The sequence below is a fragment of the Hyphomicrobium sp. genome, from assembly GCF_035548195.1.
GTDB lineage: Bacteria > Pseudomonadota > Alphaproteobacteria > Rhizobiales > Hyphomicrobiaceae > Hyphomicrobium_B.
Window position 1 is genome coordinate 206,646 of the sequence record NZ_DASZTY010000007.1, and the last position, 26,501, is coordinate 233,146.

At 59.6% G+C, this 26,501-nt stretch carries 28 protein-coding genes and 1 pseudogene; 14 read left to right on the forward strand and 15 right to left on the reverse strand.

Translation table 11 applies throughout. The features are described 5' to 3' along the window. Positions 1-129 precede the first annotated feature (129 nt). Together VHB22_RS02160 and hemF are read right to left on the reverse strand one after the other, a co-directional pair. Positions 130-1,287 (reverse strand): DUF2235 domain-containing protein, encoded by a 1,158-nt coding sequence (locus tag VHB22_RS02160; protein WP_325455307.1) that lies wholly within the window; start codon positions 1,285-1,287, stop codon positions 130-132. A gap of 198 nt (positions 1,288-1,485) precedes the next feature. Next, positions 1,486-2,394: an oxygen-dependent coproporphyrinogen oxidase gene (gene hemF, locus VHB22_RS02165; RefSeq protein ID WP_325455308.1), complete on the reverse strand. Its 909-nt coding sequence runs from the start codon at positions 2,392-2,394 to the stop codon at positions 1,486-1,488. A gap of 142 nt (positions 2,395-2,536) precedes the next feature. Between hemF and VHB22_RS02170 the strand changes: the two genes are divergently transcribed. Continuing rightward, positions 2,537-4,414 carry an ABC transporter ATP-binding protein gene (locus VHB22_RS02170; RefSeq protein ID WP_325455309.1) on the forward strand — a complete coding sequence of 626 codons (1,878 nt, stop codon included), beginning with the start codon at positions 2,537-2,539 and terminating at the stop codon, positions 4,412-4,414. Positions 4,415-4,443: 29 nt separating this feature from the next. On the opposite strand, the gene VHB22_RS02175 is transcribed toward VHB22_RS02170, so the two are convergent. Next, the gene (locus VHB22_RS02175; RefSeq protein ID WP_325455310.1) at positions 4,444-5,070 is read right to left on the reverse strand and encodes a PEMT/PEM2 methyltransferase family protein; all 627 of its coding nucleotides are present in this window, start codon (positions 5,068-5,070) and stop codon (positions 4,444-4,446) included. Between the two features lie 81 nt (positions 5,071-5,151). Continuing rightward, complete coding sequence (locus tag VHB22_RS02180; protein WP_325455311.1) at positions 5,152-5,643, reverse strand: tRNA (cytidine(34)-2'-O)-methyltransferase; 492 nt, start codon at positions 5,641-5,643, stop codon at positions 5,152-5,154. Positions 5,644-5,889: 246 nt separating this feature from the next. Here VHB22_RS02180 and petA point away from each other — a divergent pair, with 246 nt between their 5' ends. From petA to VHB22_RS02200, 4 genes are all read left to right on the forward strand, one after another. After that, positions 5,890-6,462 carry a ubiquinol-cytochrome c reductase iron-sulfur subunit gene (gene petA / locus VHB22_RS02185; protein ID WP_325455312.1) on the forward strand — a complete coding sequence of 191 codons (573 nt, stop codon included), beginning with the start codon at positions 5,890-5,892 and terminating at the stop codon, positions 6,460-6,462. Between the two features lie 14 nt (positions 6,463-6,476). Further along, complete coding sequence (locus tag VHB22_RS02190) at positions 6,477-7,793, forward strand: cytochrome b (RefSeq protein WP_325455313.1); 1,317 nt, start codon at positions 6,477-6,479, stop codon at positions 7,791-7,793. A 14-nt stretch (positions 7,794-7,807) separates the two neighbouring features. Continuing rightward, the gene (locus VHB22_RS02195; protein ID WP_325455314.1) at positions 7,808-8,668 is read left to right on the forward strand and encodes a cytochrome c1; all 861 of its coding nucleotides are present in this window, start codon (positions 7,808-7,810) and stop codon (positions 8,666-8,668) included. Positions 8,669-8,762: 94 nt separating this feature from the next. Next, a complete protein-coding gene (locus VHB22_RS02200; RefSeq protein ID WP_325455315.1) occupies positions 8,763-9,635 on the forward strand; it encodes an S-methyl-5'-thioadenosine phosphorylase in 873 nt (290 codons plus the stop codon). 679 nt (positions 9,636-10,314) lie between these two features. On the opposite strand, the gene VHB22_RS02205 is transcribed toward VHB22_RS02200, so the two are convergent. Then, on the reverse strand, positions 10,315-10,749 hold the full coding sequence (locus VHB22_RS02205; RefSeq protein WP_325455316.1) for a hypothetical protein: 435 nt from the start codon (positions 10,747-10,749) through the stop codon (positions 10,315-10,317). A 79-nt stretch (positions 10,750-10,828) separates the two neighbouring features. Here VHB22_RS02205 and VHB22_RS02210 point away from each other — a divergent pair, with 79 nt between their 5' ends. From VHB22_RS02210 to VHB22_RS02240, 7 genes are all read left to right on the forward strand, one after another. Beyond that, the gene (locus VHB22_RS02210) at positions 10,829-11,410 is read left to right on the forward strand and encodes an adenine phosphoribosyltransferase (protein ID WP_325455355.1); all 582 of its coding nucleotides are present in this window, start codon (positions 10,829-10,831) and stop codon (positions 11,408-11,410) included. A gap of 8 nt (positions 11,411-11,418) precedes the next feature. Next, complete coding sequence (locus VHB22_RS02215; RefSeq protein ID WP_325455317.1) at positions 11,419-11,640, forward strand: hypothetical protein; 222 nt, start codon at positions 11,419-11,421, stop codon at positions 11,638-11,640. Positions 11,641-11,642: 2 nt separating this feature from the next. Further along, positions 11,643-12,359 carry an alpha/beta hydrolase gene (locus VHB22_RS02220; RefSeq protein WP_325455318.1) on the forward strand — a complete coding sequence of 239 codons (717 nt, stop codon included), beginning with the start codon at positions 11,643-11,645 and terminating at the stop codon, positions 12,357-12,359. Then, on the forward strand, positions 12,349-13,449 hold the full coding sequence (gene mtnA, locus VHB22_RS02225) for an S-methyl-5-thioribose-1-phosphate isomerase (protein ID WP_325455319.1): 1,101 nt from the start codon (positions 12,349-12,351) through the stop codon (positions 13,447-13,449). The genes VHB22_RS02220 and mtnA overlap by 11 nt, the downstream gene beginning before the upstream one ends. Further along, positions 13,446-14,111, forward strand: a complete 666-nt coding sequence (locus tag VHB22_RS02230; RefSeq protein ID WP_325455320.1) for a class II aldolase/adducin family protein — start codon at positions 13,446-13,448, stop codon at positions 14,109-14,111. The genes mtnA and VHB22_RS02230 overlap by 4 nt, the downstream gene beginning before the upstream one ends. Before the next feature lie 150 nt (positions 14,112-14,261). Then, on the forward strand, positions 14,262-15,770 hold the full coding sequence (locus VHB22_RS02235) for a catalase (RefSeq protein ID WP_325455321.1): 1,509 nt from the start codon (positions 14,262-14,264) through the stop codon (positions 15,768-15,770). Between the two features lie 221 nt (positions 15,771-15,991). After that, the gene (locus VHB22_RS02240) at positions 15,992-16,294 is read left to right on the forward strand and encodes a plasmid stabilization protein (protein ID WP_325455322.1); all 303 of its coding nucleotides are present in this window, start codon (positions 15,992-15,994) and stop codon (positions 16,292-16,294) included. Here VHB22_RS02240 and VHB22_RS02245 read toward each other — a convergent pair. The 5 genes and pseudogenes from VHB22_RS02245 to VHB22_RS02265 all read right to left on the reverse strand — a co-directional run bounded on the left by VHB22_RS02245 (position 16,291) and on the right by VHB22_RS02265 (position 20,102). After that, on the reverse strand, positions 16,291-16,527 hold the full coding sequence (locus tag VHB22_RS02245; RefSeq protein ID WP_325455323.1) for a DUF3297 family protein: 237 nt from the start codon (positions 16,525-16,527) through the stop codon (positions 16,291-16,293). The genes VHB22_RS02240 and VHB22_RS02245 overlap by 4 nt on opposite strands. Before the next feature lie 11 nt (positions 16,528-16,538). Continuing rightward, a complete protein-coding gene (gene ychF / locus VHB22_RS02250; RefSeq protein ID WP_325455324.1) occupies positions 16,539-17,636 on the reverse strand; it encodes a redox-regulated ATPase YchF in 1,098 nt (365 codons plus the stop codon). 94 nt (positions 17,637-17,730) lie between these two features. Continuing rightward, positions 17,731-18,465 (reverse strand): hypothetical protein, encoded by a 735-nt coding sequence (locus tag VHB22_RS02255; RefSeq protein WP_325455325.1) that lies wholly within the window; start codon positions 18,463-18,465, stop codon positions 17,731-17,733. A 238-nt stretch (positions 18,466-18,703) separates the two neighbouring features. Further along, positions 18,704-19,252 (reverse strand): annotated as a pseudogene (gene pth / locus VHB22_RS02260) (aminoacyl-tRNA hydrolase); the annotation flags it as partial. A gap of 115 nt (positions 19,253-19,367) precedes the next feature. Next, complete coding sequence (locus VHB22_RS02265; RefSeq protein ID WP_325455327.1) at positions 19,368-20,102, reverse strand: 50S ribosomal protein L25/general stress protein Ctc; 735 nt, start codon at positions 20,100-20,102, stop codon at positions 19,368-19,370. 283 nt (positions 20,103-20,385) lie between these two features. Between VHB22_RS02265 and VHB22_RS02270 the strand changes: the two genes are divergently transcribed. Further along, positions 20,386-20,799: a Fur family transcriptional regulator gene (locus VHB22_RS02270; protein WP_325455328.1), complete on the forward strand. Its 414-nt coding sequence runs from the start codon at positions 20,386-20,388 to the stop codon at positions 20,797-20,799. A 2-nt stretch (positions 20,800-20,801) separates the two neighbouring features. Here the strand turns inward: VHB22_RS02270 and VHB22_RS02275 are convergent, their stop codons facing one another. The 5 genes from VHB22_RS02275 to lgt all read right to left on the reverse strand — a co-directional run bounded on the left by VHB22_RS02275 (position 20,802) and on the right by lgt (position 25,933). After that, on the reverse strand, positions 20,802-21,737 hold the full coding sequence (locus VHB22_RS02275; RefSeq protein WP_325455329.1) for a ribose-phosphate pyrophosphokinase: 936 nt from the start codon (positions 21,735-21,737) through the stop codon (positions 20,802-20,804). A gap of 169 nt (positions 21,738-21,906) precedes the next feature. Then, positions 21,907-22,899, reverse strand: a complete 993-nt coding sequence (locus tag VHB22_RS02280) for a hypothetical protein (RefSeq protein ID WP_325455330.1) — start codon at positions 22,897-22,899, stop codon at positions 21,907-21,909. A 261-nt stretch (positions 22,900-23,160) separates the two neighbouring features. Further along, positions 23,161-23,934 carry a peptidoglycan editing factor PgeF gene (gene pgeF / locus VHB22_RS02285; RefSeq protein WP_325455331.1) on the reverse strand — a complete coding sequence of 258 codons (774 nt, stop codon included), beginning with the start codon at positions 23,932-23,934 and terminating at the stop codon, positions 23,161-23,163. A gap of 23 nt (positions 23,935-23,957) precedes the next feature. Continuing rightward, positions 23,958-25,097 (reverse strand): class I SAM-dependent methyltransferase, encoded by a 1,140-nt coding sequence (locus tag VHB22_RS02290; protein WP_325455332.1) that lies wholly within the window; start codon positions 25,095-25,097, stop codon positions 23,958-23,960. Further along, the gene (lgt, locus tag VHB22_RS02295) at positions 25,094-25,933 is read right to left on the reverse strand and encodes a prolipoprotein diacylglyceryl transferase (protein WP_325455333.1); all 840 of its coding nucleotides are present in this window, start codon (positions 25,931-25,933) and stop codon (positions 25,094-25,096) included. Before lgt ends, VHB22_RS02290 begins: the two co-directional genes overlap by 4 nt. Positions 25,934-26,113: 180 nt before the next feature. On the opposite strand from lgt, the gene VHB22_RS02300 reads away from it, so the two are divergent. Beyond that, a complete protein-coding gene (locus VHB22_RS02300; protein WP_325455334.1) occupies positions 26,114-26,377 on the forward strand; it encodes an accessory factor UbiK family protein in 264 nt (87 codons plus the stop codon). Positions 26,378-26,501 lie beyond the last annotated feature (124 nt).

Genomic DNA, 26,501 nt, shown 5'->3' on the forward strand with positions numbered 1-26,501 from the left:
GAGGCGGCTGCATGCACGCGCCGTACGCAGCGTGAGCATCATGTGGCACGTGGGGGCGGCTGTGCAACTGCGGCGATGCATCGCTCCAAGAAAGAAAGCATTTGCAAAAAAGGTGCGGTTCTCGCCACGCTATGCCACGCGCGCGTCGATCTCGGTGATTTCTGCAGCCTGGACCGGGGTAGCAACGCCGGCAGAGATCGCTTCGGGCTCGTAAACGAATTCGCGCACGGCATTGCCCCGCAATTCGCGCACCGTATGCCCAAGGCGCGCATAGACGCTGTCGTGGACCAGTTCATTTATTGAAACCAGCCCATCGGGGAGCCTGCCTGTACGCCATCGCCGCCGCCGTTTTGACGTAGCACCGAAGTCCTCCTGAACAACGCGCCTGTACGGCACCCGGCGCGAAAAGGCATAAATCCAGCCCGTCGCGGAGAAATGCTGCAACCCGAGAGCATCAGCATTGGCGCCGCGCCTGAGCTTGGCTATGTCGATTTTCAATCCCGTCTTCGCCATGATGCGCTGGGCCATCCATAGGAGCGAGATGTCGGATAACTGGGTATTCGGCCAACCGCCCCCGACATCGGCGTGCGTGCCTGGAAACCAGACCTGTTCGACGTGTTGATGAGGTGCAAGCCGAATGCCTTCCGGCAGCGTGAAGAGCGTCGGCCGGAACGGTCCGCGCGTTTCGTCGATCGCCAATGCGTGCAGGACGACATCGATCGTGTCGTGCAGCCGCATATCGTGGAACGCAAGTTTTCGGCTGAGCCGCGCCGGACCCGAATAGGGATTGCCGATGCTGCCGACAGTATCCCAGACGCCGACGCAGCGGATGCGAACCGGATAATGGCAAGCTGCGCTGAGGCGTGCCAGGGTATCGACATCGCGCTTGTGATCCGACTGTCTGTAGAGATCCCAGGCTTCATCGACGGAAAAATCGGCGTCGCGCCGCGCGATGCCGAACAGCGTTACAAAGCTCGCGAGACTGCGCGCTTCATAAGCGCCACGCGAAAACCCAAAGAGGTAGATTTCGTCTCCGGGATCGTAGGCATCGCGAAGGAACTCGTAACCGAGCTTGATCCGGCGCGCGACATCGAACCCGAACGCGCCGCGAAGAAAATTGAAACGCTGTCCTTCCTCGGTCGCAATGCCGGAGATATAGCGGACGAGTTGGCGCACGCCTCTGCGATCTCTCGGAGGAATGGCGCTGTGAAGTTTGGCAACGTTGGTCAGCGGTAACGGACCGTCGTCGTTCCATGTACCGTCCAGTGAACAGACGAGGCGTTTCATTTTGCCTCCCCCAGAAGGCCGTTACCGGCGCACGCAACACAAGCGGGGCGCACATATCGATCATTCAGCCTGCGCGCTGAAGTGAGCGGTTCCGCGGCCGACGTTATACGGATACTGCAGAAAGGGTCCAGCAGAGTGGTTGGACGCAAGCGAAGGCCAGCCAGCCGGGCTGGCCAAATGGCCACAATGCCAGGGCGATTATGGCCACTTCACCACAGGCGGCATCGACGACAGGATGCTTTCGACGTTTCCGCCCGTCTTGAGCCCGAACATCGTTCCGCGATCATAAAGCAAATTGTATTCGACGTAGCGGCCGCGACGAACAAGCTGTTCTTCGCGCTGCTCATCGGAATACGGCATCGAATAATTCCCACGCACCAGCATCGGATAGACGCTTGCGAAGGCCTTGCCGACATCCTGTGTAAAGGCGAATGCGGCATCCCAGCCACCATCGGCGTCGGATGGCGTCAGGTAGTCGTAGAAGATGCCGCCGATCCCGCGCGGCTCATTTCGGTGAGGCAGAAAGAAATATTCATCGCACCACGCTTTGAGCTTCTGATAATCGACGATGGGATGCGCCGCGCATGCGCCGTACATGGCGGCGTGGAACGCGAGCGTATCGGCGTCCGACTGCGTTCGACGCGTTTCCAGCACGGGCGTAAGGTCGGCACCGCCGCCGAACCACCATTTGCTGGTGGCGATCATTCGCGTGTTCATATGGACCGCAGGCACATTCGGATTGCGCGGATGCGCGATCAGCGAAATGCCGGACGCCCAGAAATTCGGAGACTCGTCGGCTCCCGGAATTTGCTTGCGAAATTCAGGGGCGAATTCTCCGTACACGGTCGACGTATGGACGCCGACCTTTTCGAACACGCGACCATGCATCATGCTCATGACGCCGCCCCCGCCGTCGGCGCCCGTATGATCCTTTCGCGACCAGGGCTTGGCTTCGAACTGCGCGGCCAAATCGGTACCATGAGGTGCCGTTTCCGGCAGGCTCCCTTCGAGCTTCTCGAAAGCGGCGACGATATCGTCGCGAAGGCGCTCGAACCACGCGCGCGCCTGTTCTTTTTTTTGATCGAGGGGCAAATCGGATTTGGTCATCTGCTATTCGGTTTTGGGCCTTGTTTTTGACTGAAAGGACCCTTAGCCCTAACTCCTATCCATGATCAATGTCCGGTCGCCGTCGCCAGTCGGATTTTCCCGCACTTGCGACTAGGCGCCGCTTACGCTTGCGATAACGATAATGTTCCGCCGTCTTCTCCATTGGGGAGAAACCCGCATTAAGCCTTTCGCCGAGCGCGACGTGACGCGCCCGCCGGAGCAGCTGTGGTCGTTCTATTGGTTTTTCATCAAGCCGCTCTGGCCATTTTTCGTGTTGCTGTTGATTGCTGGCTGCCTTGGATCGACGATCGAGGTCGCATTGATGGGCTTTGTGGGTTCCATCGTCGATAAAATGCGCACGCATGGCGATCCGTCGACATTCGTCTCGACGTATGCCGGAACGCTTACAATGATGGCCGTTGTTGCGCTGATCCTGCGTCCGGCCGTCTCGACCGCGCACGACTTCATCAAGAACCAGATGATCTCGGCGGGAACGACGTCGAGCATCCGCTGGCAGACCCATCGTTACGTCCTGCGCCAGAGCCTTGGCTTCTTTCAAAACGATTTCGCCGGCCGCGTTGCCAACAAGATTATGCAGACAGGAACGGCGCTCCGCGAAAGCATCGTCCAGTTGATCGACGCGCTGTGGTACGCATCGGTGCAGTTTGTCGGCTCGGCCTTACTTTTTGCGGCGTCCGACTGGCGCCTGACGATCCCTCTTATCGTCTGGCTCGCCGCCTATATCTTCGCGCTGCGCTATTTCGTGCCGCGCATCAAGGAACGCTCGACTGAATCGTCCGAGGCGCGTTCCATGCTCGTCGGCCGTATTGTCGACAGCTATACGAACATCATGACGGTGAAGCTCTTTGCGCACGCAGAGCGTGAGGACATCTATGCGCGCGAAGCGCTGACCGAGCAAATGCAGAAGTGGCAGGCGTCCCTCCGGCTCATCACCGGCATGGAGCTAGTGCTCTACTCTCTGAATGGCGTCCTTCTCGTCGCGACGACGGGATTAGCGATCGTCCTTTGGACCAAGGGCCACGTGTCGGTCGGCGATATCGCAGTCGTGAGCGGCCTCGTCATCCGCATCGTGACAATGTCCGGTTGGGTAATGTGGACGATTGCCGACGTGTTCGAGAACATCGGTGTCGTGCACGAAGGAATGGAGACGATTTCGCTTCCGAACCTCCTGCAGGACACGTCAGAAGCGAAACCGTTGATCGTTCCTCGTGGCGAGATCCGGTTTGATCACATTCACTTCCACTACGGCGCGGGGCGCGCCGCGTCGGAGGATGTGCCGCCGCGCGTCATCGAAGATCTGTCGCTTACAGTTCGGCCGGGCGAGAAGGTTGGCCTCGTCGGTCGCTCGGGTGCGGGCAAGTCGACGCTCGTCAACCTGCTGCTCCGTTTCTACGATCTGGAGGGCGGTCGCATCCTGATCGACGGCCAGGACATTGCGCATGTGACGCAGGATAGCTTGCGCGCCGAAATCGGTATGGTCACGCAGGATACGTCGCTGCTGCATCGATCCGTACGCGATAACATCCTCTATGGCCGGCCGAATGCATCCGAGGCCGAGATGATCGCCGCTGCGAAACAGGCCGAGGCGCACGACTTCATCCTCAATCTTGAGGATCTGAAAGGCCGCAAGGGCTATGGCGCGCACGTCGGTGAACGCGGCGTGAAGCTGTCGGGCGGCCAGCGCCAGCGGATCGCGATCGCGCGCGTGCTTTTGAAGAATGCGCCGATCCTCATTCTCGACGAGGCGACGAGCGCGCTCGATTCGGAAGTTGAATCGGAAATCCAGGCAAGCTTTGAACGCCTCATGCGTGGCAAGACGGTGATCGCAATCGCGCATCGCCTTTCGACGATCGCGGCAATGGACAGGCTCGTCGTCATGGAAGAAGGCCGTATCGTCGAAGAGGGTACCCACGTCGAACTTTTGCAGCGCGGCGGACTCTATTCCCAGTTGTGGCAGCGCCAATCGGGTGGCTTTCTTGCGCAGGAAGCAGCGGAATAGCACGGGGCGCATCGTCCGCGCAGTTGCAGTTATTTTCCCTCCCGACGGTTCGCAAACGGCGGAGCTTTGCGAGAGATCAGGGCGCCAAGCTCGTGCCGCGCGTGGCGAAGATTGAAAAAGCGCGGTACCTCGGCCCGATAGACATGATAGGCGCGACCATATCGTGCCTGAAGCCAAGGCTCTTCCGCGATGGCCATCAACGTATAAACGGCGATGAGCGCTGCCGCCAGCGCCGTCGGCTCCCACGACCAGGCCGCAAGTCCAAGCGCACCGAACGCGAGGATGGCCGTAGCATACTGCGGGTTGCGCGACCATCGGTAGATACCGTCGGTCGTAAGACCGCTCGCCTGGCAGTAGGTCGCCTTACGACCGAGCGCCCAAAGCGCATAGAGATAGGCCGCAAACGCCACGATGGCGACGAGCGCCAACCCCAGCCGGGTGAACGTCAGCGAATCGGCGGTTGTCAGCCCGACGAGGCGCTCGGTTGCCAACACGAGTACCGCGACATTCAGTGTGCGAAAAAGCGTCCAGAAACCAAAGCTCTTGATCGAGCCGGCAGGCGGCGCAGGCCAAATTCGCCATGCATCTTTATTCTGAGCCCCCATCCCCGCGAGCAGACCGGCCACGAGAAGCGAAGCAGAAACGGCTCCGGCCACTGTTAGATAAGTCTCGAACGGCATGCGTTGATGAAGACCATCAAAAGGGTCTTCGACATCTGCCGCACTTAGGTGTCACACCTACGACAGTGACGTAATATCTTTGGCGGTTGCCGGGAAACCTCCCGTCTGACGCAGGGCCTCGCCCAACGCAATTGCCGCCGTCACGGCAACATTGAGCGAACGCAGTCCCGGCCGCATCGGGACAGTGATTCGCGCGTCTGCCTGCTGATGCACCGCCTCAGGAACGCCAGCGCTCTCGCGCCCAAGCATCAGAATATCGTCCGTCTTGAACGCGAAGCCATGATGCGGCGTCTCAGCGTGCGCAGTGAGCAGTACCAGCCGGTTCGGTTCCGCGGCCGCGATTCGGGCCTCCCAAAATGCGCCGAAGCTTGTGTGCCGCACCAACGCGACGTGATCGATATAGTCCAAGGCCGCCCGCCGCAGCGCACGGTCGCTCATGTCGAATCCCGTGGGGCCGATCACATCGACAGGGACGCCGAGGCAGGCGCAGAGCCGCAAGATCGTTCCTGTATTCTGTGCAATGTCCGGTTGATAAAGCGCGAGGCGCATGACGAAACACATCCCTGAAATCCGTTGACCTGCCCGGTACCATAGCGTTGGGGCTATGCGCCAAATTGCCCCTCGCACTTTAACGCAGCCATGCTTGAGGCCGCGACCAAACGCTGTCAGAACAATTCTAAGGGATGAAGAAAACTGGGAGCGGACGCAGGCGGCTGTGGAGCGGGTAATATCCGTCTCACGAGCAACGCGTCTCGGCCTCCGGTGGTTCCCAAGCGCTTCAAACTGGAGGCACCCGTGACCACTGACGCAGTCGAGCCGAACCGCCGGGATTTTCTGGTGGTCGTGGGAAACGCATTTGCCGCCGTCGGCGCGGCATCACTTCTTTGGCCATTTATCCAACAGATGAACCCGGACGCGAGCACCAAGGCTCTCGCCTCGGTTGACGTCGATCTGTCGCCTGTCAAAGAAGGACAGGCGATCACCGTGATGTGGCGCGGCAAGCCGATTTTCGTACGCTATCGCACGAAAGCCGAAATCGAATCGGCCGTGAACGTCGACGTTAAGACGCTCCCCGACGGCCTCGCCCGAAACGAGAACCTGCCCGAAAACGATCCCGCCACCGACGCCAATCGCACGACGAAGGGGCATGAGAAGTGGATCATCATCATCGGCATCTGCACCCATCTGGGCTGTATTCCGAAAGGCCAGGCGCTCGGCGATGAACGCGGCGAATTCGGCGGCTGGTTCTGTCCCTGTCACGGGTCGCAGTACGATACCGCTGGCCGCATTCGCAAAGGCCCAGCCCCTCGGAACATGGAAGTTCCGCCCTACGCGTTCACATCCGACACAAAAATAAAAATCGGCTAGGGAGCTAGCGAACAATGAGCGGTCATACCTCGACCTACGTGCCGACATCGCGCTGGGGCAAATGGTTCGATGAGCGTTTGCCGATCGCACGCATGATACACGGCCAATTCGTTGACTTTCCGACGCCGCGCAATCTCAACTACCTTTGGACTTTCGGCGGCATCCTTACGTTCCTGCTCGTTGGGCAGATCGTGACCGGCGTCGTGCTCGCGATGCACTATCAGCCGAGCGCTGCGGAAGCCTTCAATTCGGTCGAGCACATCCGTCGCGACGTGAACTATGGTTGGATGATCCGCAACTTCCATTCCGTCGGCGCGTCGATGTTCTTCTTCGCCGTCTACGTCCATATCTTTCGGGGGTTCTATTACGGCTCGTATAAAGCGCCGCGCGAGGTGCTCTGGATTTTGGGCGTCCTCATCATGCTTCTGATGATGGCGACCGCGTTCATGGGTTACTCCCTGCCTTGGGGTCAGATGAGCTTCTGGGGCGTTACCGTCATCACGAACCTCTTCTCCGCCCTCGATACCGTGATCAACGGCCTCGGAACCGCTATCGTCGAATGGTTATGGGGTGGCTATTCGGTCTCCGGGACGACGCTCAACCGCTTCTTCGCGCTCCACTACCTCCTGCCGTTCGTGCTTGCGGGCGTCGTCGGTCTGCACCTCTGGGCTTTGCACACGGCAGGCCAGAACAATCCGACTGGCCTTGATCTCAAGGAGCCGAGCGATGCAGTCCCGATGCATCCCTATGCAACCTCGAAGGATGCTGTCGGCTTGTTCGCCTTCCTTATTCTTTATGCATGGTTCGTGTTTTTTGTACCGGACTACCTCGGCCATGCCGACAACTACATCGAAGCCAACCCGTTGGTAACGCCGCCGCACATCGTGCCGGAGTGGTACTTCCTGCCGTTTTACGCGATCCTGCGCTCCTTCACGAGCACGTTCCTGTGGATCATTCCGCTCGGCCAATATGCAAAGCTGTGCGGCGTCGTCGCGATGTTTTCGGCCGTGATCATCATCGCCTTTGCGCCCTGGCTCGATACGTCGCGGGTGCGCTCAGCCAAGTACCGGCCGATCTTCAAATGGTTCTTCTGGTTCTTCGTGTTCACGTGCATCGCCCTCGGATACCTCGGCTCACGACCCGCCGAAGGCGTCTACGTGGCTTGGGCTCAGGTCTTCACCGTCTGCTATTTCCTCTTCTTCCTCGTCGTTATGCCGGTCGTCGGGTTGATCGAGACGCCCAAGAAGCTGCCGCGCTCGATTACAGACTCGGTGCTCGGCGGCGGCGCGGTACTGCCGACGGGCGCGACCGCAGCCCCCGAAAAGCGCTGAGAGGAGACGGACCGATGATCAAACGTTTCTCTTACGCTCTCGCTGGCATCGTCGCAGCCATGGCGTTGGTTCCAGCCGCCGCATCCGCCGCAGAGGGTCACGCAGAAATTGCGCGTCAGCACTGGTCGTTCTCCGGGTTCACCGGGCAGTTCGACAAGGCACAGCTTCAGCGCGGATTTCAGGTCTATCAGCAGATTTGCTCGAACTGTCATAGCCTGAAGCGCGTTGCGTTCCGCAATTTGGTGCAGCCTGGCGGCCCGGAGTTTCCCGAAGCTTCCGTGAAGGCATTGGCGCACGATTGGCCAAATAAGATCACCGACGGTCCAAACGACCAGGGCAAGATGTTCGAGCGCCCAGCATTACTGTCGGACCCCATCCTCGGTCCGTACAAGAACGACCAGGAAGCGCGTGCATCTCAGAACGGCGCTTTGCCGCCGGATCTGTCTCTGATGGCACGCGCTCGGGCCGTGGAACGCGACCCGCCGTGGTACATTCATCCGTTCCTGATGCTGGGTGATATTCTCAACAGCTATCAGGAAGGCGGCGGGGACTATATCTATGCCTTGATGACCGGGTTCAGCGATCCGCCGGCGGGATTCCACCTTGTCGACGGCAAGTATTACAATCACGCTTTCCCTGGACATCAGATCAGCATGCCGCCACCGCTTTCGGATGGAGCCGTGAGCTATCAGGACGGAACGCCCGACACCGTCCAAAACTATGCTCACGACGTCGCCGCATTTTTGTCCTGGACCGCCGATCCGAGTCTCGATCAGCGCAAGCGTATCGGCTGGCAGGTGATGCTCTATTTACTCGTCACGACCGTGCTTCTTTACATCGGCAAGAGACGCATCTGGTCAGCGATCAAGCATTGATGGCGGATCGAAGAGACGAGCTCTGCAAAAGGCCTCGCATGCGGGGCCTTTTTTCTTTTAAGTGGCGTTCGGTAACGGGCGTGGAGCAGGGACAATGACGCAATCGGTTCTTGGGATCGTCGGGGGTAGCGGTTTTTACAATCTGCCCGGGTTGGCGCATGCGGAGTGGCGGCACATAGAAAGCCCGTGGGGGTCTCCGTCCGATGACATATTGTTCGCTGATATCGATGGGCTTCCTGTCCGCTTCCTGCCACGCCACGGCCGCGGTCATAAACTGGCGCCCGGCGATATCGATTATCGCGCCAATATCGATGCGTTGAAGCGAGCGGGCGTCACCGATCTCGTTTCCGTCTCGGCCTGCGGCTCACTTAAGAAGAAATACAAGCCCGGCGACTTCGTACTACCGGACCAGTACATCGATCGCACCTTTGCGCGAAAAAAGTCGTTCTTCGGCAAGGGATGCGTCGCGCACGTCGCGATGGGCGATCCCGTCAGCCCGTTGCTTTTCAAGGCGCTCGAAAAAGCCGCGAAAGCGGAGAAGATTGATGTCCACGGCGGCGGCACGTATCTCGCGATGGAAGGTCCGCAATTCTCGACGCGCGCTGAGAGCAATCTCTATCGCTCATGGGATTGCGATGTGATCGGCATGACCAACATGCCGGAAGCTAAGCTCGCGCGCGAAGCGGAGATTTGTTACGCCAGCGTCGCCATGGTCACCGACTACGACTGCTGGCACGACGAACATGAGGACGTGGACGTCGCCGCAATTATTGAAGTCATGCGCGCCAATACCGAGAAAGCGCAGCGTCTCGTCGCGCGGCTGGCCAGGGATTTTCCCCGAGAACATCCGGCATGTCCGATCGGCTCCGACAAAGCGCTCGAAGTGGCGATCATCACGCATCCGGAAGCGCGCGATCCCGAACTCCTGAAAAAGCTCGACGCTGTTGCTGGCCGTATTCTGGGCTAACGTCTCGGAACAGCCTATCTTTCTGTATCCCCGCGCAGGCGGGGAACTGTCAGCGCTTTCCTCGCCCGTCACCCCGACGCAGGTCGGGGCCCAGGCAAGCCGGCTAAACTACGACTCGTTGAGGCTTGGCTGGATCCCGGCGTTTCGCCGGTATGACGTTTGTTTGGGCTTGTCCCGAGGATCCATCGCGCATCGGGCTTCCTGATCGCTTGGATCTCGGCATGAAGCCGACGATGACACTCGTAAGTGGAAGCACGCCGTCTCACGTCGTCATCCCCGCGCAGGCGGGGAACTGTCAGCGCTTTCCTCGCCCGTCACCCCGACGCAGGTCGGGCCCCAGGCAAGCCGGCTAAACTACGACTCGTTGAGGCTTGGCTGGATCCCGACCTTTCGCCGGGATGACGTTTGTTTGGGCTTCTCCCGAGGATCCATCGCGCATCGGGCTTCCTGATCGCTTGGATCTCGGCATGAAGCCGATGATGACACTCGTAAGTGGAAGCACGCCGTCTCAACGTCGTCATCCCCGCGCAGTCTGTGAACTGTCAGCGCTTTCCTCGCCCGTCACCCCGACGCAGGTCGGGGCCCAGGCAAGCCGGCTAAACTACGACTCGTTGAGGCTTGGCTGGATCCCGACCTTTCGCCGGGATGACGTTTGTTTGGGATCGTTTTCGGTGCGTTCCTAGTTCGGGAAGCTAATCAGGATTTTCATTTTGACAAGCTGTGGGAACAACAACTCCAATCCCGCGCCCATGACCCATAGGATGCCGCCGAGCAGCAGAAGAGCCGGAATGCTCGCCAAAACGGCTCTGAGAAAAAACGTCATCAAATGGACGAACGGAACCTCGAACGCACGTACCGTAGCGGAAACGGAAGCGGAACTGCTGTCGCGCAGATCGTCCCCCGCACGGTCATAAATTCTGGGCTGCGGTCGAACACAATCGACGGGGTCCGTGGAAAGAGTGGGAGCCGCAGCTCGCTCCTGCGCGGCGCGTTCGCGGGCCGCCCGTGCACGGGCCTCCTTTTCGCGCCGGAATGTTCTCGGCAGGTCGTCGGTCTCGTCCGAGAACGAGCCGAAATCGCTATCGCCTATCGCAATGGAGCCAGTGGGGGCCATGTCGTCATTCCCTCAAGCAAACACTATTTCGCCACGGCTTTGGCCAATCGGCACATTGGTGGCGCCCCCGCCTACCTACATGCGAGCGATATTGCTATTTTGCGCCGTCAATTGGGCGGGAGTGAAGAACGTGCAAGACCTTGAAGACCTCATCCGGACGATCCCTGACTACCCGAAACCCGGAATCATGTTCCGGGACATCACGACCCTCCTTGCCGATCCGAAGGGATTGAAAACGGCGATCAAACACATGGCGAAGCCGTTCGAGGACAAAAAAATTGCCGCTGTGGCCGGCATTGAGGCGCGCGGCTTCATCCTCGGAGGCGCTATAGCAGATCGGCTCGAATGCGGGTTCATTCCTATCCGCAAGAAGGGCAAGCTGCCTTGGAAAACGATCGGTCAGGAGTACACGCTCGAATACGGCGTCGACGTCATAGAGGTCCACGAAGATGCCATTCCCAAAGGCTGCCGTGTGCTCATCGTAGACGATCTGATCGCGACTGGCGGGACCGCGGAAGCCGCGGCCAAGCTCGTTCAACGCTCTGGAGGAACGATCGCAGGCGCCACCTTCATCGTCGATTTACCGGACCTCGGTGGCATGAAGCGGCTGGGTAGCCTCGGCGTCAAAGGCCATGCGCTCGTCGCCTTCGGGGGGCATTAGGCGCAGTCGTGGATTTACCCGCTGAACGGTTGAAGGATGCGTTAGCATGCATCGCTGCGTGGCGGACGCAGCCGGACGAACCCCACGCCTGTCCCGTCTGCCGCTCATCCGGAATTGCAATCATCGACCGTTCGGCGCGTCCCTATCGTGAGTGGTATGTCTTGAAGTGTGAAAGTTGCGGACTGGATGCGACGGTGAATATTCCGATGTCCGGACCTCCGGAGTTCTGAAGATGGTGGCCGGTGCGCAAGAAATCGTGCTTCTGCCCGGCCTCGACGGTACTGGCGAATTGTTCGAACGCTTGGCCGGGCACCTTGGGGCGGAATTCACTGTCCGGATCGTCCGCTACCCGAACGACCCAAGCTTGGGATACGCAGGCTACGCCGAACTCGTGCGCAACGTCATCGGCACGCGGGAGGTTTATCTTCTGGGCGAGTCGTTTTCCGGCCCCGTCGCCATTCGCGTTGCGAGCCAGCTCGGCCGCCAAATCAGAGGACTGCTGCTCGCGGCGACATTTCTCAAAGCGCCATGGCCAGGCTGGCTTTTGCGCAGGGCGTCTCGCGTTGATCCGGAAACGACGCCCCCAAAAATAAGAGACACAATTTTGATGGGACCATACGGTGACCCAGAATTGCGGCAAAAGGTCAATGAAATCGTCCGTAATCTGTCTCGCCCCGTGCGCGCCGCGCGCCTTAGGGCCGTGGCGGAAGTCGATGTGCGGGACGACTTTGCGAAGCTTTCCTGTCCGATCTTGGCACTGCACGGTCGAGACGATTGGCTGGTTTCAAAAACCGCAATGCAAAAAGCTATTTGTCGGAAAGGCGGCGCCAGGATGATCGTCTTTCCGGCGGCGCATATGCTATTGCAGACTGGGGCCGCTGACGCTGCGGCCGAGATTATCGCATTTGCCAAATCATCGGCCCTGCGGGAGTCGCACTATGAAGATTGACGGTGTGCCGTCGCGCACGATTTGGCTTCAGCCCGACGATTGGTCAGTCGGCATCATCGATCAGACGGCGTTGCCACATAAAATCGAACGCTTGACGCTGACGACCGTCGAAGATGCGGCGCGCGCCATCAAAACAATGCAAGTGCGCGGTGCCCCACTCATCGGCGTCACGGCGGCGTATGGCGTCGCGCTCGCGATGCGCAGTGATCCGTCCGACGACGCGCTCGAACGTGCAGTGGCTTTCCTCGCGGCGCAACGCCCAACGGCTATCAATCTGCGCTGGGCACTGAATGATCTTCGCGAAGCCCTTCGGCCCCTGTCTCCGGACGATCGCGCTCAAGCAGCCTATGATCGGGCCGCACGAATTGCCAACGATGATGTCGAGATGTGCCGCCGTATCGGCGTCAACGGTCTTGCCCTGATTAAGGAGCTGGCCGCGAAAAAGAACGGCGAGCCGGTCAATGTCCTCACGCACTGCAACGCGGGCTGGCTCGCTTGCGTCGATTGGGGAACGGCAACCGCGCCGATCTACCAAGCAAACGACGCCGGAATTTCGGTGCACGTCTGGGTCGATGAAACACGGCCCAGAAACCAGGGCGCTGCTCTCACTGCGTTCGAGCTTCTGCACCACGGCGTTCCTCATACGCTCATCGCCGATAACGCCGGCGGTCATCTGATGCAGCACGGCGACATCGATTTGATCATTGTCGGTACCGACCGTGTGACGGCATCGGGCGATGTTGCAAACAAGATCGGCACGTATCTGAAAGCACTTGCCGCGCATGACAACGGCGTGCCGTTCTACGTTGCGCTGCCGAGTTCGACGATCGACTGGAGCATCGCTGACGGCGCCGACATTCCAATCGAAGAACGTGCGGCCGAAGAAGTTCTGCGCGTACAAGGCCGGTTGTTCGACGGCACGGTTGCCTCCGTCGCTGTCACGGCGGAAGGGACGCCCGCGCGCAATCCGGCTTTCGATGTCACGCCCGCGCGCCTCGTCACGGGTTTCATCACGGAGCGCGGCATTTGCAAGGCGTCCCGAGAAGGACTTCTGTCGCTTTATCCAGAACGAAAAAGTGCCGCCGCATGACGAGAGCCAGGCAGCCAGGCGAAAAGCGTCTTCGCGAAGCCGTTATCGAAACGGCGCGCGAAATGAGCCGGTCAGGGCTCTCACCGGGCCGCACCGGAAACGTGTCTTGTCGCTTCGAGGATGGCATGCTGATCACGCCCTCGGGCAAGCGTTACGACGAGACGAAGCCGGCCGATATCGTCTTCGTTTCAGGTGAGGGGAATATTTTTGACGCGCGGCAGATACCGTCGACCGAGTGGCACTTTCATCTTGCAGCTTATCATGCGCGGCCTGACCGAAACGCCATCGTCCACACGCATTCCATGCACGCTACAGTCCTCGCGTGCGCGCACAAATCGATACCGGCCTTTCACTACATGGTTGCCGCCGCAGGTGGAAAAAATATCCCATGCGTGCCTTACGCAACATTTGGCACCGCAGAGTTGGCGCATCATGTCGCGGAAGGTCTTAGAGATCGCGACGCATGCCTGATGGCCAATCACGGCCAAATTGCAATCGGAAAGACGCTGCAGCACGCACTGGAGCTTGCAGCCGAAATCGAAATCCTCGCGGAGCAATACTACAAGGTACTGACGCTCGGCTCCGCGAAATTGCTGGACGACCGAGAGATGTCGTCATTGCTCAAAAAATTCAGAACATATGGACGCAATACCGAGAGTTGAATTCAACGTACCCGTCCTATTGATCGATGCAATCAGCATTCCTGATTGCGATAAGATCTTCTTATCGATTGCGCTGCGAAAACGGATTGGTTCTTAGAGCCATTCTGATGTCACGTCCGTCTCGGCTTCCCCTCTCAAAGGACGAGCATGATGACTGACAGAAAAAGACTCACCACTTCGGCCGGCGCGCCGATCGCCGATAATCAGAATTCCTTGTCGGCTGGTCCTCGCGGACCTCTTCTGATGCAGGATTACCAGCTTATCGAAAAGCTTGCGCATCAGAACCGCGAGCGCATCCCCGAGCGCGCTGTGCACGCGAAAGGCTGGGGCGCGTATGGAACGCTGACCGTCACCGGCGACATTTCAAAATATACCAAAGCCAAGGTGCTGCAGCCAGGAACCAAAACCGAGATGCTGGCGCGCTTCTCCACCGTAGCTGGCGAGCTAGGCGCCGCAGATGCCGAACGAGATGTGCGCGGCTTCGCGTTGAAATTCTACACGAGCGAAGGCAACTGGGATCTCGTCGGCAACAATACGCCGGTGTTCTTTGTCCGCGATCCCTATAAGTTCCCCGATTTCATTCATACGCAGAAGCGTCATCCTAAGACCAATATGCGATCGCCCACAGCAATGTGGGATTTCTGGTCGCTATCGCCGGAATCATTGCATCAGGTCACCATTCTGATGTCGGATCGCGGCCTCCCGGTCTCCGTGCGTCACATGAACGGCTACGGCTCACACACTTTTTCGCTCATCAACGACAAAAACGAGCGCTTCTGGGTCAAATTCCACTTCAAGACGCAGCAGGGGCATAAGCACTGGACCAACGCCGAGGCGACCGAGATCGTTGGCCGCACGCGGGAGTCGACCCAGGAAGACTTGTTCACGTCCATTGAGCGCGGCGAATTTCCAAGATGGAAGGTTCAGGTCCAGATCATGCCGGAGATGGACGCCGACAAGCATTGGTACAATCCCTTCGATCTTACGAAGGTCTGGCCGCATACCGACTATCCGCCGATCGACATTGGCGTGCTGGAACTCAACCGCAATCCGGAAAACTATTTCGCCGAGATCGAGCAGGCGGCCTTCTCACCGTCGAATATCGTTCCTGGCATCGGATTTTCGCCCGACAAGATGCTGCAGGCGCGCGTTTTCTCCTATGCCGATGCGCATCGCTATCGCCTCGGAACGCACTATGAGCATCTGCCGGTGAACGCCGCACGCTGTCCGGTGCACACGTATCATAAGGATGGGCAAATGCGGTTTTTCCCTCAGGAAACCGGGAACGTCGATGCCTATTACGAGCCGAACTCTTTCAATGGCGCCGCAGAGGACAAATCGGTCGCCGAGCCGCCGCTCAAAATCTCCGGCGATGCCGAGCGTTACAATCATCGCGACGGCAACGACGACTACCGCCAGGTGACGGCGCTCTTCAATCTGTTCAACAAGGATCAGAAGGCACGCCTGTTTAATAATATTGCCGAGGCGATGTGGGGCATTCCCGATTTCATCGTTGAGCGCCAGCTTGGACACTTCAAAAAGGTGCATCCGGACTACGAAGCTGGCGTTCGCGCGGCGCTCGATCACATGACGCGCAGCAAGGCCGCCGAGACAGCACAACAGCAGAAGATGCCGCAAGGCGCCGAAGCGGCAGAATAGATCGTCATCTCACGTTTGGAATGCGAAGGCCCTGCGCAACGCGGGGCCTTTTTCGCTTTTCCTTTGTCATCCCAGCCAAAGCGCAGAGCCGGGACCCGGGCCCCAGGCCCAAAACGGCGCGCACGGAGTGGCAATCGTCGGGTTGACGGTCGGAGCCGCGCAACTTCTGAGGGGATCGCGCGTTGCTCGGACGGCGCTCAACGTATTGAGGAGGTGCAGCCATGCCCCGCGGCGATAAATCGAGTTATACGACCAAGCAGAAACGGAAGGCCGAGCACATCGAGGAAGGCTACGAAAAGCGCGGCGTCAAAAAAAAAGAAGCCGAACGCCGCGCCTGGGCGACCGTCAACAAGGAAAGCGGCGGCGGCAACAAGAGCGGTTCCGGCCGCGGAAAGAAGGATACGCACATCGCATCGAAGCGGGGCGGCCGCATCGGCGGCAAAGCTTCCGCATCGCGTTCAGCGTCGGCACGGAGCGCGTCAGCCCGCAAAGCTGCAGCCACGCGAAGGCGGCGCAGTCATTAACCGCGGAAGTAAGGTTCGACCTTGCCTTTGAGCTTTAACGTCATCGGCCGCCCGTGGCGGTCTTTGGCATTCCCGGCAGCGACCCGCACCCAACCTTCGCTGACGCAATATTCCTCGACATTGGTCTTTTCGACTCCATTAAAGCGAATACCGATGTCCCGCTTCAAAAGCTCTTCGTCGAAGTACGGACTTTGCGGATCGTTGCACAAGCGGTCGGGAAGCGTATCGCTCATCGGTCTAAATCCTAGTTCGCGAACCGGAAGTGCATGACATCGCCGTCCTGCACGACGTAGTCTTTGCCTTCGAGCCTCATTTTTCCCGCCTCCTTGGCACCGGCCTCACCTTTACATGCAACATAGTCGTCGTAGGCGATCGTCTCGGCGCGAATGAAGCCCTTTTCGAAATCGGTGTGGATCACGCCCGCTGCTTGCGGAGCTTTGGTACCCCGTGTGATTGTCCACGCGCGGGCCTCCTTGGGCCCGACGGTGAAATACGTGACGAGGTCCAAGAGCGAATAGCCTGCACGGATGAGACGATTGAGCCCCGGCTCATCGAGACCCATTTCAGCAAGGAATGCATCGCGGTCTTCCGGTGCCAATCCCGCGAATTCACTCTCGATTTTTGCCGAGATAATGACGACGGCGGCACCTTCGGCCTTGGCGCGCTCCTCGACCTTCTGCGAGTACGGGTTACCCTGAGCAGCCGCACTTTCTTCGACGTTGCAGACGTAGACCACCGGCTTCGAAGTCAACAGCTGCAAGGCGCGAAAAGCCGGTATTTCTTCCGTCGTCATCTTGGCAAGCCGTGCTGGCTTTCCCTCGCGCAGCAGAAGCAAAGGCTTCTCCATCAACGCGAACTGCGCCTTCGCTTCCTTATCGCCTGACTTGGCTTTCTTCTCGATTTGCGAAATACGCTTTTCGAGGCTTTCGAGATCGGCAAGCATCAGTTCCGTCTCGACGACGTCCGCGTCGGCGAGGGGATCGATGCGGTTCTCGACGTGCGTCACATCCTCGTCGACGAAGCAGCGGAGCACGTAGGCGACCGCATCCACTTCGCGAATATGCGAGAGAAATTTGTTGCCTAACCCTTCGCCCTTCGATGCACCGCGCACCAGACCCGCGATATCGACGAACGTCAAACGCGTCGGAATGATCTCGCCGCTGCCCGCAATCCCGGCAAGCGTATCAAGTCGAGGATCCGGCACCGCGACCTCCCCGACGTTCGGCTCGATCGTGCAGAAAGGATAATTGGCCGCCTCCGCCGCTGCCGTCTGCGTCAGCGCATTGAAGAGGGTCGACTTGCCGACGTTCGGCAAACCGACGATGCCGCATTTGAAGCCCATTGGCGGGGAAATTCCGATTGTTTTGCTGGCGAGTGGGTTAAGCGAGACGGGGAGGGTTGTGAAGTGAATTCGCCCCGGTCTGCGGCCCTATGGCTCACTTCGTAAACTTGGTGAAGGCAAACGTCGAATAGCGGTCCGGGCTCGGCAGATTGACCGTGTTGGACATCGCATCCGCCAGCGCTTCGGAAATGTGTGTTCCGCCCTCCGCTTTGCGGACCGCAATGACGATGAAAGGCCGCTGCCAGCTCGTATCGACATCCTCGCATTCGACGCACAAGTCGACGTAACGCCCGAGATTAAGTGTCCACATCGGGATTTCGTCGCCGATCGCGTCCCGCACCCAACGCGCGATCCGGACGGCCCTGAGGCCACCCCGCTGTTCTTCGCGCGCGACCTCGCCCTCCTGACTCGCCAAGCCGACGGCGATCAATCCACGCGCAGTACCGAGCCCTTTTCTGAGCTGAGGGTCCAGCACCTCTTGTTGAATCTCCTGCGGTGAGAGGCGGCGGTCATCTTTCTCAAGCTCGGTCGTCGAGCCCCGCACCCATCCATAATCCTTCGTCAGCACAACGACGTCGAAAAGCGCGCGATGCCCCGCTTTGTCCGCCCCTTCGATAGGGAAGACAAGCGTGCGCTGGTTCCAACGCTTGGCAATGACGCGCTTGACGCCGCTCTTATCTTTCGCATTGGAAAAGTAAGCGTCGCGCGCCACGACGCCGAAAACGCCGAGCGTGAATAACACGATGATGACGCCGATCGCGACTTCGGAACGGCCACCGAAAAGAGCCGCCAGAAAATTTTGCCGATCCTCTCGCTGATATTCCGACATCGGCGCCCCCAAACGCAACTGAGCTCCAAGCGCCGGCTTACGCGTCGCTGTCACCCGATTTTCGCGCACCGAGCCACTTTTTCAAGTTTTCGGCAAGGGCAGACTGGCGTTTGGATGCCCGTTCGCTTGCAGGGTGTGACGTGGACGCGGGCTTTTTCGGCGCTGATGGCTCGGCCACCGGTCCCTTTGCCTTGCGGCCGTCCTCATTGGAACGAGGCTCGTCGTACAGCGTCCGCGCCACGTCGCTGAGGAAGCGGGAGTCATCGCCCTTGGCGAGGTAGGGGACGGCGTCGGCGATGGCATCGAGCAGCTCGGAAAGCCAGCCACGCTCCGACTTCGCAAAGTCGTTCAGCACATAATAGACCACGGCGTCTTTTGATCCCGGATGGCCGATCCCGAGACGCACGCGCTTGTAGTCGTTGTCGAGATGCGCAGAGATCGAGCGCAGACCATTATGGCCGGCGTTGCCGCCCCCGGCTTTCAGCTTGACCTTTCCCGGCGCGAGATCGAGTTCGTCGTGGAAAACATAGACATCCGAAAGCGGAATTTTGAGAAAACGCTGTGCGTCGCCGACCGAGCGGCCGCTTTCGTTCATGTAAGTTTCGGGCTTCAGCAGCAGAACGCGGTCTGTTCCGATCGTGCCTTCCGAGACAAGGCCCTGGAATTTCCTGCGCCAGGGCCCGAACCCGTGGCGTTCGGCAATGCGGTCAAGCGCCATGAAGCCGATGTTATGTCGGTTCGCGGCGTATTTCTCACCGGGATTTCCGAGGCCGACAAAGAGCTTCATTTTTTCACTGCGCCTTCCGACTTGCCTTCGGCAAGCCGGCCGGAAGGCGCGGGATTGTAGCTAGGCCCGGCGGCCGGCTCCCCGAAGGGGAGTCGCCGGGCCCAACAAAGACGTCTTATTTCTTCGCAGCAGGTTTCGCGGCGGGAGCGGCGGCAGCTTTACCGCCAGCGGCTGGTGCGGCAGCCGCTTTCGCGCCGGCCGCCGGTGCGGCACCCTTCGCATCGGCCGCAGGAGCCGCTGCTGCATCTGGCGTTGCGGCTGCAGATGAGGTTTCGTCGTCACCTTTCAGCGCACCGGCAATCGTAGCGATCGTGAAGTCGCGGTTTTTGATCACGGGCGTCACGCCTTCCGGCATCGTCACCGCCGAAATGTGGATCGAGCGACCGATCTCCATGCCCTCCAGGCTGATCTCGAAGAAACGCGGAATCTTATCGTAAGGGCAGAACACTTCGACATCGTGGCGTACGATGTTGAGCACGCCGCCGCGCTTCAGACCCGGGGACGCCGCTTCGTTGGTGAAGTGAACAGGGATCGAAACTCGGATAACGCCATCTTTGCCGACACGCTGGAAGTCGACATGAAGCGGCGTATCGCGGACGGGATCGACCTGAACGTCGCGGGCGAGCACAATGTGCTTCTTGCCTTCGACATCGAGTTCGATCGCGGTCGAGGTGAAGTGGCCGCGCAGGACCTGCTTCCACAGCTCGTTGTATTCCAGATTGATCATTTCGGGCGTTTCGCTGTTGCCGTAAATGACAGCAGGCACATTCCCGTCGCGGCGAGCTTGGCGTGCGGCCCCCTTGCCGGCACGCGGGCGCGCCGTAGCCTTGAGCGAGATCAGCTCAGACATGGCATCGTCTCCGTGTTTGAAGCTCCTCCGCCTATCGGAAGAGCCAAAAGCCGCGAACCGGCCTCCAAGGGTGCCGTGCGGCGTCTCAGGAATGTCTTCTTGAGATGGCGGGTGTATACCTGGGCTCGGCCCACGGCGCAATGCTTTGGATTAACCCATCCGAGACCCCAGGGCATGTCCGCCGGACTGGAAAGTTCCACCGAAAATCAGCATATTAAAGACGTAAAGACTTTACCAATTCGCGCATATTGCCCGAGGGCGGGATCTGGAGATGCCTCAAACTATGGTCCGAAAGCCGACCAAGCGCCGAAGCGCAGCCGATCAGGATAAAATTATCGTCGAGGCGCTTCGCGGCGTCGGCCGCCCGGTCAGCGCCTACGAACTTATCGAGCAAGTCCGCGGCAAAGGTGTCAGCGCGCCGCCGACGGTCTACCGGGCTTTGCAGCGCCTGATCGACGACGGTCTTGCGCACCGCCTTGAAAGCCTCAATGCGTTCGTTGCCTGCGACCATCCGCACCATCATGGGAAAGCTGTGTTCGCGATCTGTGACGGCTGCGGCACCGTGAAGGAATTTGACAGCCCGGCTGCCGTCAAAGGCCTCCAAAATTGGGCGAGCAAAAACGACTTCAAGGTGCGCTCGATGACAATGGAGCTTCGCGGCCGCTGCGCAGCCTGTGCATCCGGCGGCGCAGACTAATATCAGTAGAACAGGCTGGAGACGCTCTCTTCGCGGCTTGTGCGCAGGATCGCTTCGCCGATGAGCGGAGCGATCGAGATGACGCGGATATTCTTGGCCGCCTTGACTGCTTCCGTCGGTAAAATTGAGTCGGTAATGACAAGCGACTTCAGCCGCGAATTCTGGATGCGGCTGACCGCGCCGCCCGATAGGACGGCATGCGAAATGTAGGCGGAAACCTCCGTCGCGCCGTTTTTCAAAAGCGCTTCGGCCGCGTTCACGAGCGTGCCGCCGGAATCGACGATATCGTCGATCAGAATGCAGCGTTTGCCGTCGACGTCGCCGATGACGTTCATCACTTCGCTTTCACCGGGCCGTTCGCGCCGCTTGTCGCAAATAGCGATTGGAGCACCGATGCGTTTGGCGAGCGCTCGCGCGCGAACCACGCCGCCGACGTCCGGTGACACAACCACGATATCGTCGGTATGTCCGAAATTATCTTCGATGTCCCGCGTCATGACTGGCGCTGCGAAGAGATTATCGGTCGGAATGTCGAAGAAGCCCTGAATTTGTCCGGCGTGGAGATCGAGTGTTAGCACGCGCTGTGCGCCGGCACGCTCGATGAGGTTGGCGACGAGCTTCGCCGAGATCGGTGTGCGAGGCCCCGGCTTCCGATCCTGCCGCGCATAGCCGAAATAGGGAATGACGGCCGTGATCCGCCGCGCCGACGAGCGCTTCAGCGCATCGAGCAGGATCAGCAACTCCATCATATTGTCGTTGGCCGGAAACGACGTCGATTGGATTACGAAAACGTCCTGGCCGCGGACATTCTCCTGAATCTCGACAAAGATTTCCATATCTGCAAAGCGCTTCACCTGGCCCTTGGTCATGGGCAGTCTCAGGTGCGCGCAGATCGCATCGGCGAGAGGCCGGTTGCTGTTTCCCGCGACGATTTTCACGTCCAGCTTTCCTCGGCCATCTGTGTTTCGAGCGTCTTCACCTTTAGCGTCAAAAGGCATGTCCGCTCCATAGCCTCTGTTATGCGCCGGGCTTGTAGCAATTGGGCCCGGACGATTCAACCGTCCGGGCCCCGATTTGCCATGGCATCTTGCTTCGCCAGCAATTTGCTTAATTTATGCTTTTCGCCGGCAGTAGCTTGATGATTCCTTGTGCGGCGGCCGCCGCAGCAGCATCCGCAGTCTGCCCCCAGGAGCCATCGAGCGAGCCTTGCGGAACTTCGTTTTTCTGTGAAACCGTTCCGAGCTTTTTGCCGGAGGGATCAATCACGTTCCAATCGATCCGGATCGGCTGCTTGCCGCCCCGGCTCTGGCCCATAGCGACTTTGCCTTCGACCTTATAGGCGTTGCCGACAGGCGTATTCGCTAAATGCAGTCCGTTCTTAGACAGTTCGCGTTGAATGGCTGCGGTCAGAGCCGTGCTCCCGTCTCCGGGCGCGCCCGTCACAGTTGGCACAATCGCTGTAATCGGACCTGAGTTTCCAATGCTGCCTGTCGTCGGTGACGATGGCTGAGGCGGTATATACGCCGTCTTTGTCGCCGGCGGCATTCCCTGGGGCGGCGGATTCTTTACCCCTGTTCCCGCATTCGACGCAACGATGCTCCCGCTCGTTGGAAGCCAGGTCGCAATCTGGCGCGCAGTCTTGTCGGCGATGCTCTGCGCCACAGGCGGGGTAAGTGCAGCCCACGGATCCTTGCCCGCGCCAGGTACAACTTCTTCGCCGGTGACTCGGTGGACGCGTTTGCCCGTCCGATCGGTTAGATCCCAAATGTAGGATATCTTCGCTTTGGTTCTTTCGCGCGCGGCGACGATGTAGCCGCGGAGCACATATTCGCTCGTCGCATTCGTTGACGTCGCAACAGTCAGGCCATTTCGTCCCATCGCCGAGGCCAGTTCCGTCTGCAGATTTTTGGCAACGCCGTCCGGCGAACCGATGACAGGTGCGATCTGGATCTTCGCGGTTTGGGTCGAGACCGGCTGCGGCGTCATCGGCGGCGACAACGTCGCTTGTGGCGCTGAGGCTCCGCCTCCGAGAATGTTCGGAGTGGACGAGCAGCCGCCCAGTCCCAGGGCGAAGATCGATGCGACGAATGCAGATCCCACCGTACAAAGAAATCTTCCGCGTGCACGCGCACGTGCAGAGTATAAGGTCGTCACTTCGACGTCCCCCCTTGTCCAACCGCAACGTCCGGCGGCCGGCATTACCTTACCCCGCGGCCTGAACTCCCCCAACACTACTACCGGAACTGACTTTTAACCCTCTAAATCAGCCCAGCTCCGCACGTCCAGACGGCAATCCCCCTAAAGTGTGATCAGCTTAGGCAAACGCCGGTATTGCACGAGAGTTCGCTGTGGATTGTGCGATTAGGCCACGACGATGGCGGAGATTTGGCGGCCATAGTCGGGCTCTTTCAGCTTCGTTTTGCGCCGGTAGCTGAAGAAAAGCGATTCGTTCTCGTAAGTGCAGGTCGCGAGATCGGCGGCGTTTTCTATTCCGGCCTCGTGGAGACGGCTAAGAACGAAGCCGGGCAGATCGAAATGCGGGCGTGAGGTTTCGCTGCACTGCATGAAAAAACGCTTGTCCGCCGGATTGCGATCGACAAATCGGGCTTCGAACTCCGGGCCGACCTCGTACGCCTTTTGGCTGATGCAAGGGCCAACGGCAGCGCAGATGTGGTCTCGCCTGGCTCCATGACGTTCCATTTCTTCGATCGCACTTTCGATGACACCGTAAAGCGCTCCACGCCAGCCCGCGTGCGCCGCCGCGACCACCTGCGCGTCTGCATCCGCGAGGAGGACCGGCGCACAATCGGCGGTGAGTACGCCGATGACCAATCCTGGTGTAGACGATACGACGGCGTCGGCGCGTGGGAGCGTTGCGCGATCTGGCATGTCGGCCACAATACGCGCCGTAGTGCCGTGCTCCTGATAGAGCGTCACCACTGCGCCGCCATTGCCGCCAAGATGCTGCGCGACGCGACGACGATTTTCCAGAACACGTTCGCCATCGTCGTTCGAACCGAAACCGCAGTTCAGGCTGGCGTAGATGCCGTCCGAAACGCCGCCCGGGCGGGTAAAAAATCCATGCTGGACGTTGGAAAGTGCGCGCAAGTTTTCAGCAAGAAGCGGAGCAAGCATGCCGGACGTTATCGCTCGCCCCTTCAGGTCTGTCCAGAAGACCCGTTTGCAGGTACGGCCGCACGAAATCCAGGCAGCGGCGGCAGATCTGGAGATCGCGCCGCGAGCACTTTAAAGCGCGAACCCATTCCGCTGGGAGCGAGCAGCCGCGCGACGCTGGTTTCGATCTCTCCGGCGCGCTGAGGATTGGCGGCCATCAGGCGCGACGTGCGTTCGACGATGCCGACTGCGCCGAGAAATTCGGACTGCATCACCGGTCCGTCGAGCGCCAGCCCCGCGCGATGCAAAGTCGAAGCGAGATCGTAAAAGTTGACGTGCACCGTCAGATCGGCCTCTCCGGGCGATGCAAGTGGCGATTCGTATTGGTGAGCGCGCACGGCTTGCAGCGTATCGCCTGCCGCAGCGATGGTGTGTCCGTAATCGATCAACAGCATGACGACGGGGCCGCGTTGCATCAGGCTTTGCAGCGCCGTCGCCAGCCGATCGAGCCGTTGCGTCTCGACGACGGCGCCCGGCGGCGCGTCAGGCAACAACGCGTCGAAAGCCTCATGCGGGCAATCGCCGTCGAGAGTGTCGAACTGCAACTCACCCGCAGGGTCAAGCGAAACGCCTCTTATGCGCCAGCCGTCCCCCGTCTTGATCCACTGCGCGACCGGCCAGGAATCCAGAAATTCGTTCGCAACGATGATAGCGGGCGGCGCGAATTCGTCGAGCTTGCTGCCCCATGTGATCTTTCCGCGGAAGTCGGCAAGGGTTTCGCTCTGAAGTCCGGCAAGGGTTGGGCTTGCCTCGATGAGGTAAGGTCGCACCGCTTCGGAAAAGCCCGGGACAACGCGCGCAGCGCGAAGCGCGTCACGCATCATCGTCCCTCTGCCCGGGCCGTACTCGGCGAACGTGACCGCGCCCGGCGCGCCGAAGACGTTGCGCCAGACGACGCCAGCCCAAATGCCGATCAGTTCGCCAAAGATTTGGCTGATCTCGGCCGCGGTGATGAAATCGCCGGTCGCCCCGAAAACGCGTTGCCGTCGATAATACCCATGAGGATCGTCCCACAGGCAGCGCGCCATGTAGCTCTGGACCGTCATCGGCCCATCGCGGCGGATGCTTTCCTTGATCTGTCGCGCCAGTGGCGTGTCGCGATGCGTTTTCGGATCGTCGATCACGCCGTCACCTTTTCGGAGACCTCCGTACGCCGTGCTGCCCAGACCATATAGAGGCCGATTAACAGCATCGGCAGACAGTACACTTGGCCCGCTGTGAATGGACCGATGTTGAATACATTATACGTTTCGGGCTCGCGGAAGATTTCGCAGAATGAACGCGCGATGGCATACCAGATCAGCCATATCCCCGTGACAAGCCCCGGCCGCTTGAGCCCCAGCATCCTATGCGTCGCAATGCGCATGATGAACCACATCACGAGTCCTTCAAGCGCAGCTTCGTAAAGCTGGCTCGGGTGGCGCGGTTCGGGGCCGCCGTTCGGAAACACCATGCCGATCGCCGACGTCGTCACGCGGCCCCAGTGTTCAGAATTGATGAAATTTGCGATGCGGCCGAAGAATATGCCTATCGGCGAAGCCGCGCAGACAAGATCCATGACGGATCGTGCCGGAACCTTGTACTGGCGCGCAAACAAGAAAATGAGCAAGCCGCAAGCGATGAGCGCGCCGTGAAAGCTCATTCCGCCTTTCCAGACTTTCACGATCTCCGCAGGATGCGAGAAATAGAAATCCGGATCGTAGAGAAAGACCTGGCCGAGGCGTCCGCCGATGATGACGCCGCCCGTCATGTAGAGCAGCAGGTCGTCGACGCGTTCGAACGTCAGAGGCGGCTTGTCGCCATACCAGAGGCGCGGGGTCGTGATGAGACGCCGGATGTAGAGCCACCCCAGCACAAGCCCCGTCAGATAGGCGATCCCATACCATTTGATCGATATCGGACCGTACTCGATAGCAACGGGGTTGATATTGGGATAGGTCAGAAGGGCAAGCGGTGTCATCGATGCTCCCACGCAGTTTCAGGACCTGTCCATCGATTTGGCCCGTCGCGGTTGTTTGGGAAGGACCATCTAATGTCAAGCTGGGCCAAAAAGCGGCGTCGCCACACCCTCATCCGCAGCTTGCGATCTGGGTTGGCAATCGCCATAGTCACCGGAAATTCCTGATTTCCGGAAGCTATGATGACCCAAACGACGAATAAGTTGTTCGACGACTTTGCCAAGCTCATGACGGAAGCTGCCGGTGCGGCCGACGGTGTCAGACGGGAAACGGAAACCCTCATTCGTGCTCAAGCTGAGAAATTCCTGCGTGACATGAATGTCGTCACGCGTGAGGATTTCGAAGCAGTGCGCGAGATGGCGCAGAAAGCGCGCCAGGAGAATGAAGCACTCGGCGCGCGAATATCGGCGCTCGAAGCTGCACTCGCTAAGCGCAACCCAGCCTGAGGCGACCCGCCGCGTGACGTCGCGGCGGCATCCACAGTTTAGACTGCGTTGTCTACAGTTCGCTGCGCTACGCGTATTGAAGACGCGTGTACGCCCGCGCTTCGCCACTTTCACCGTGGACAAG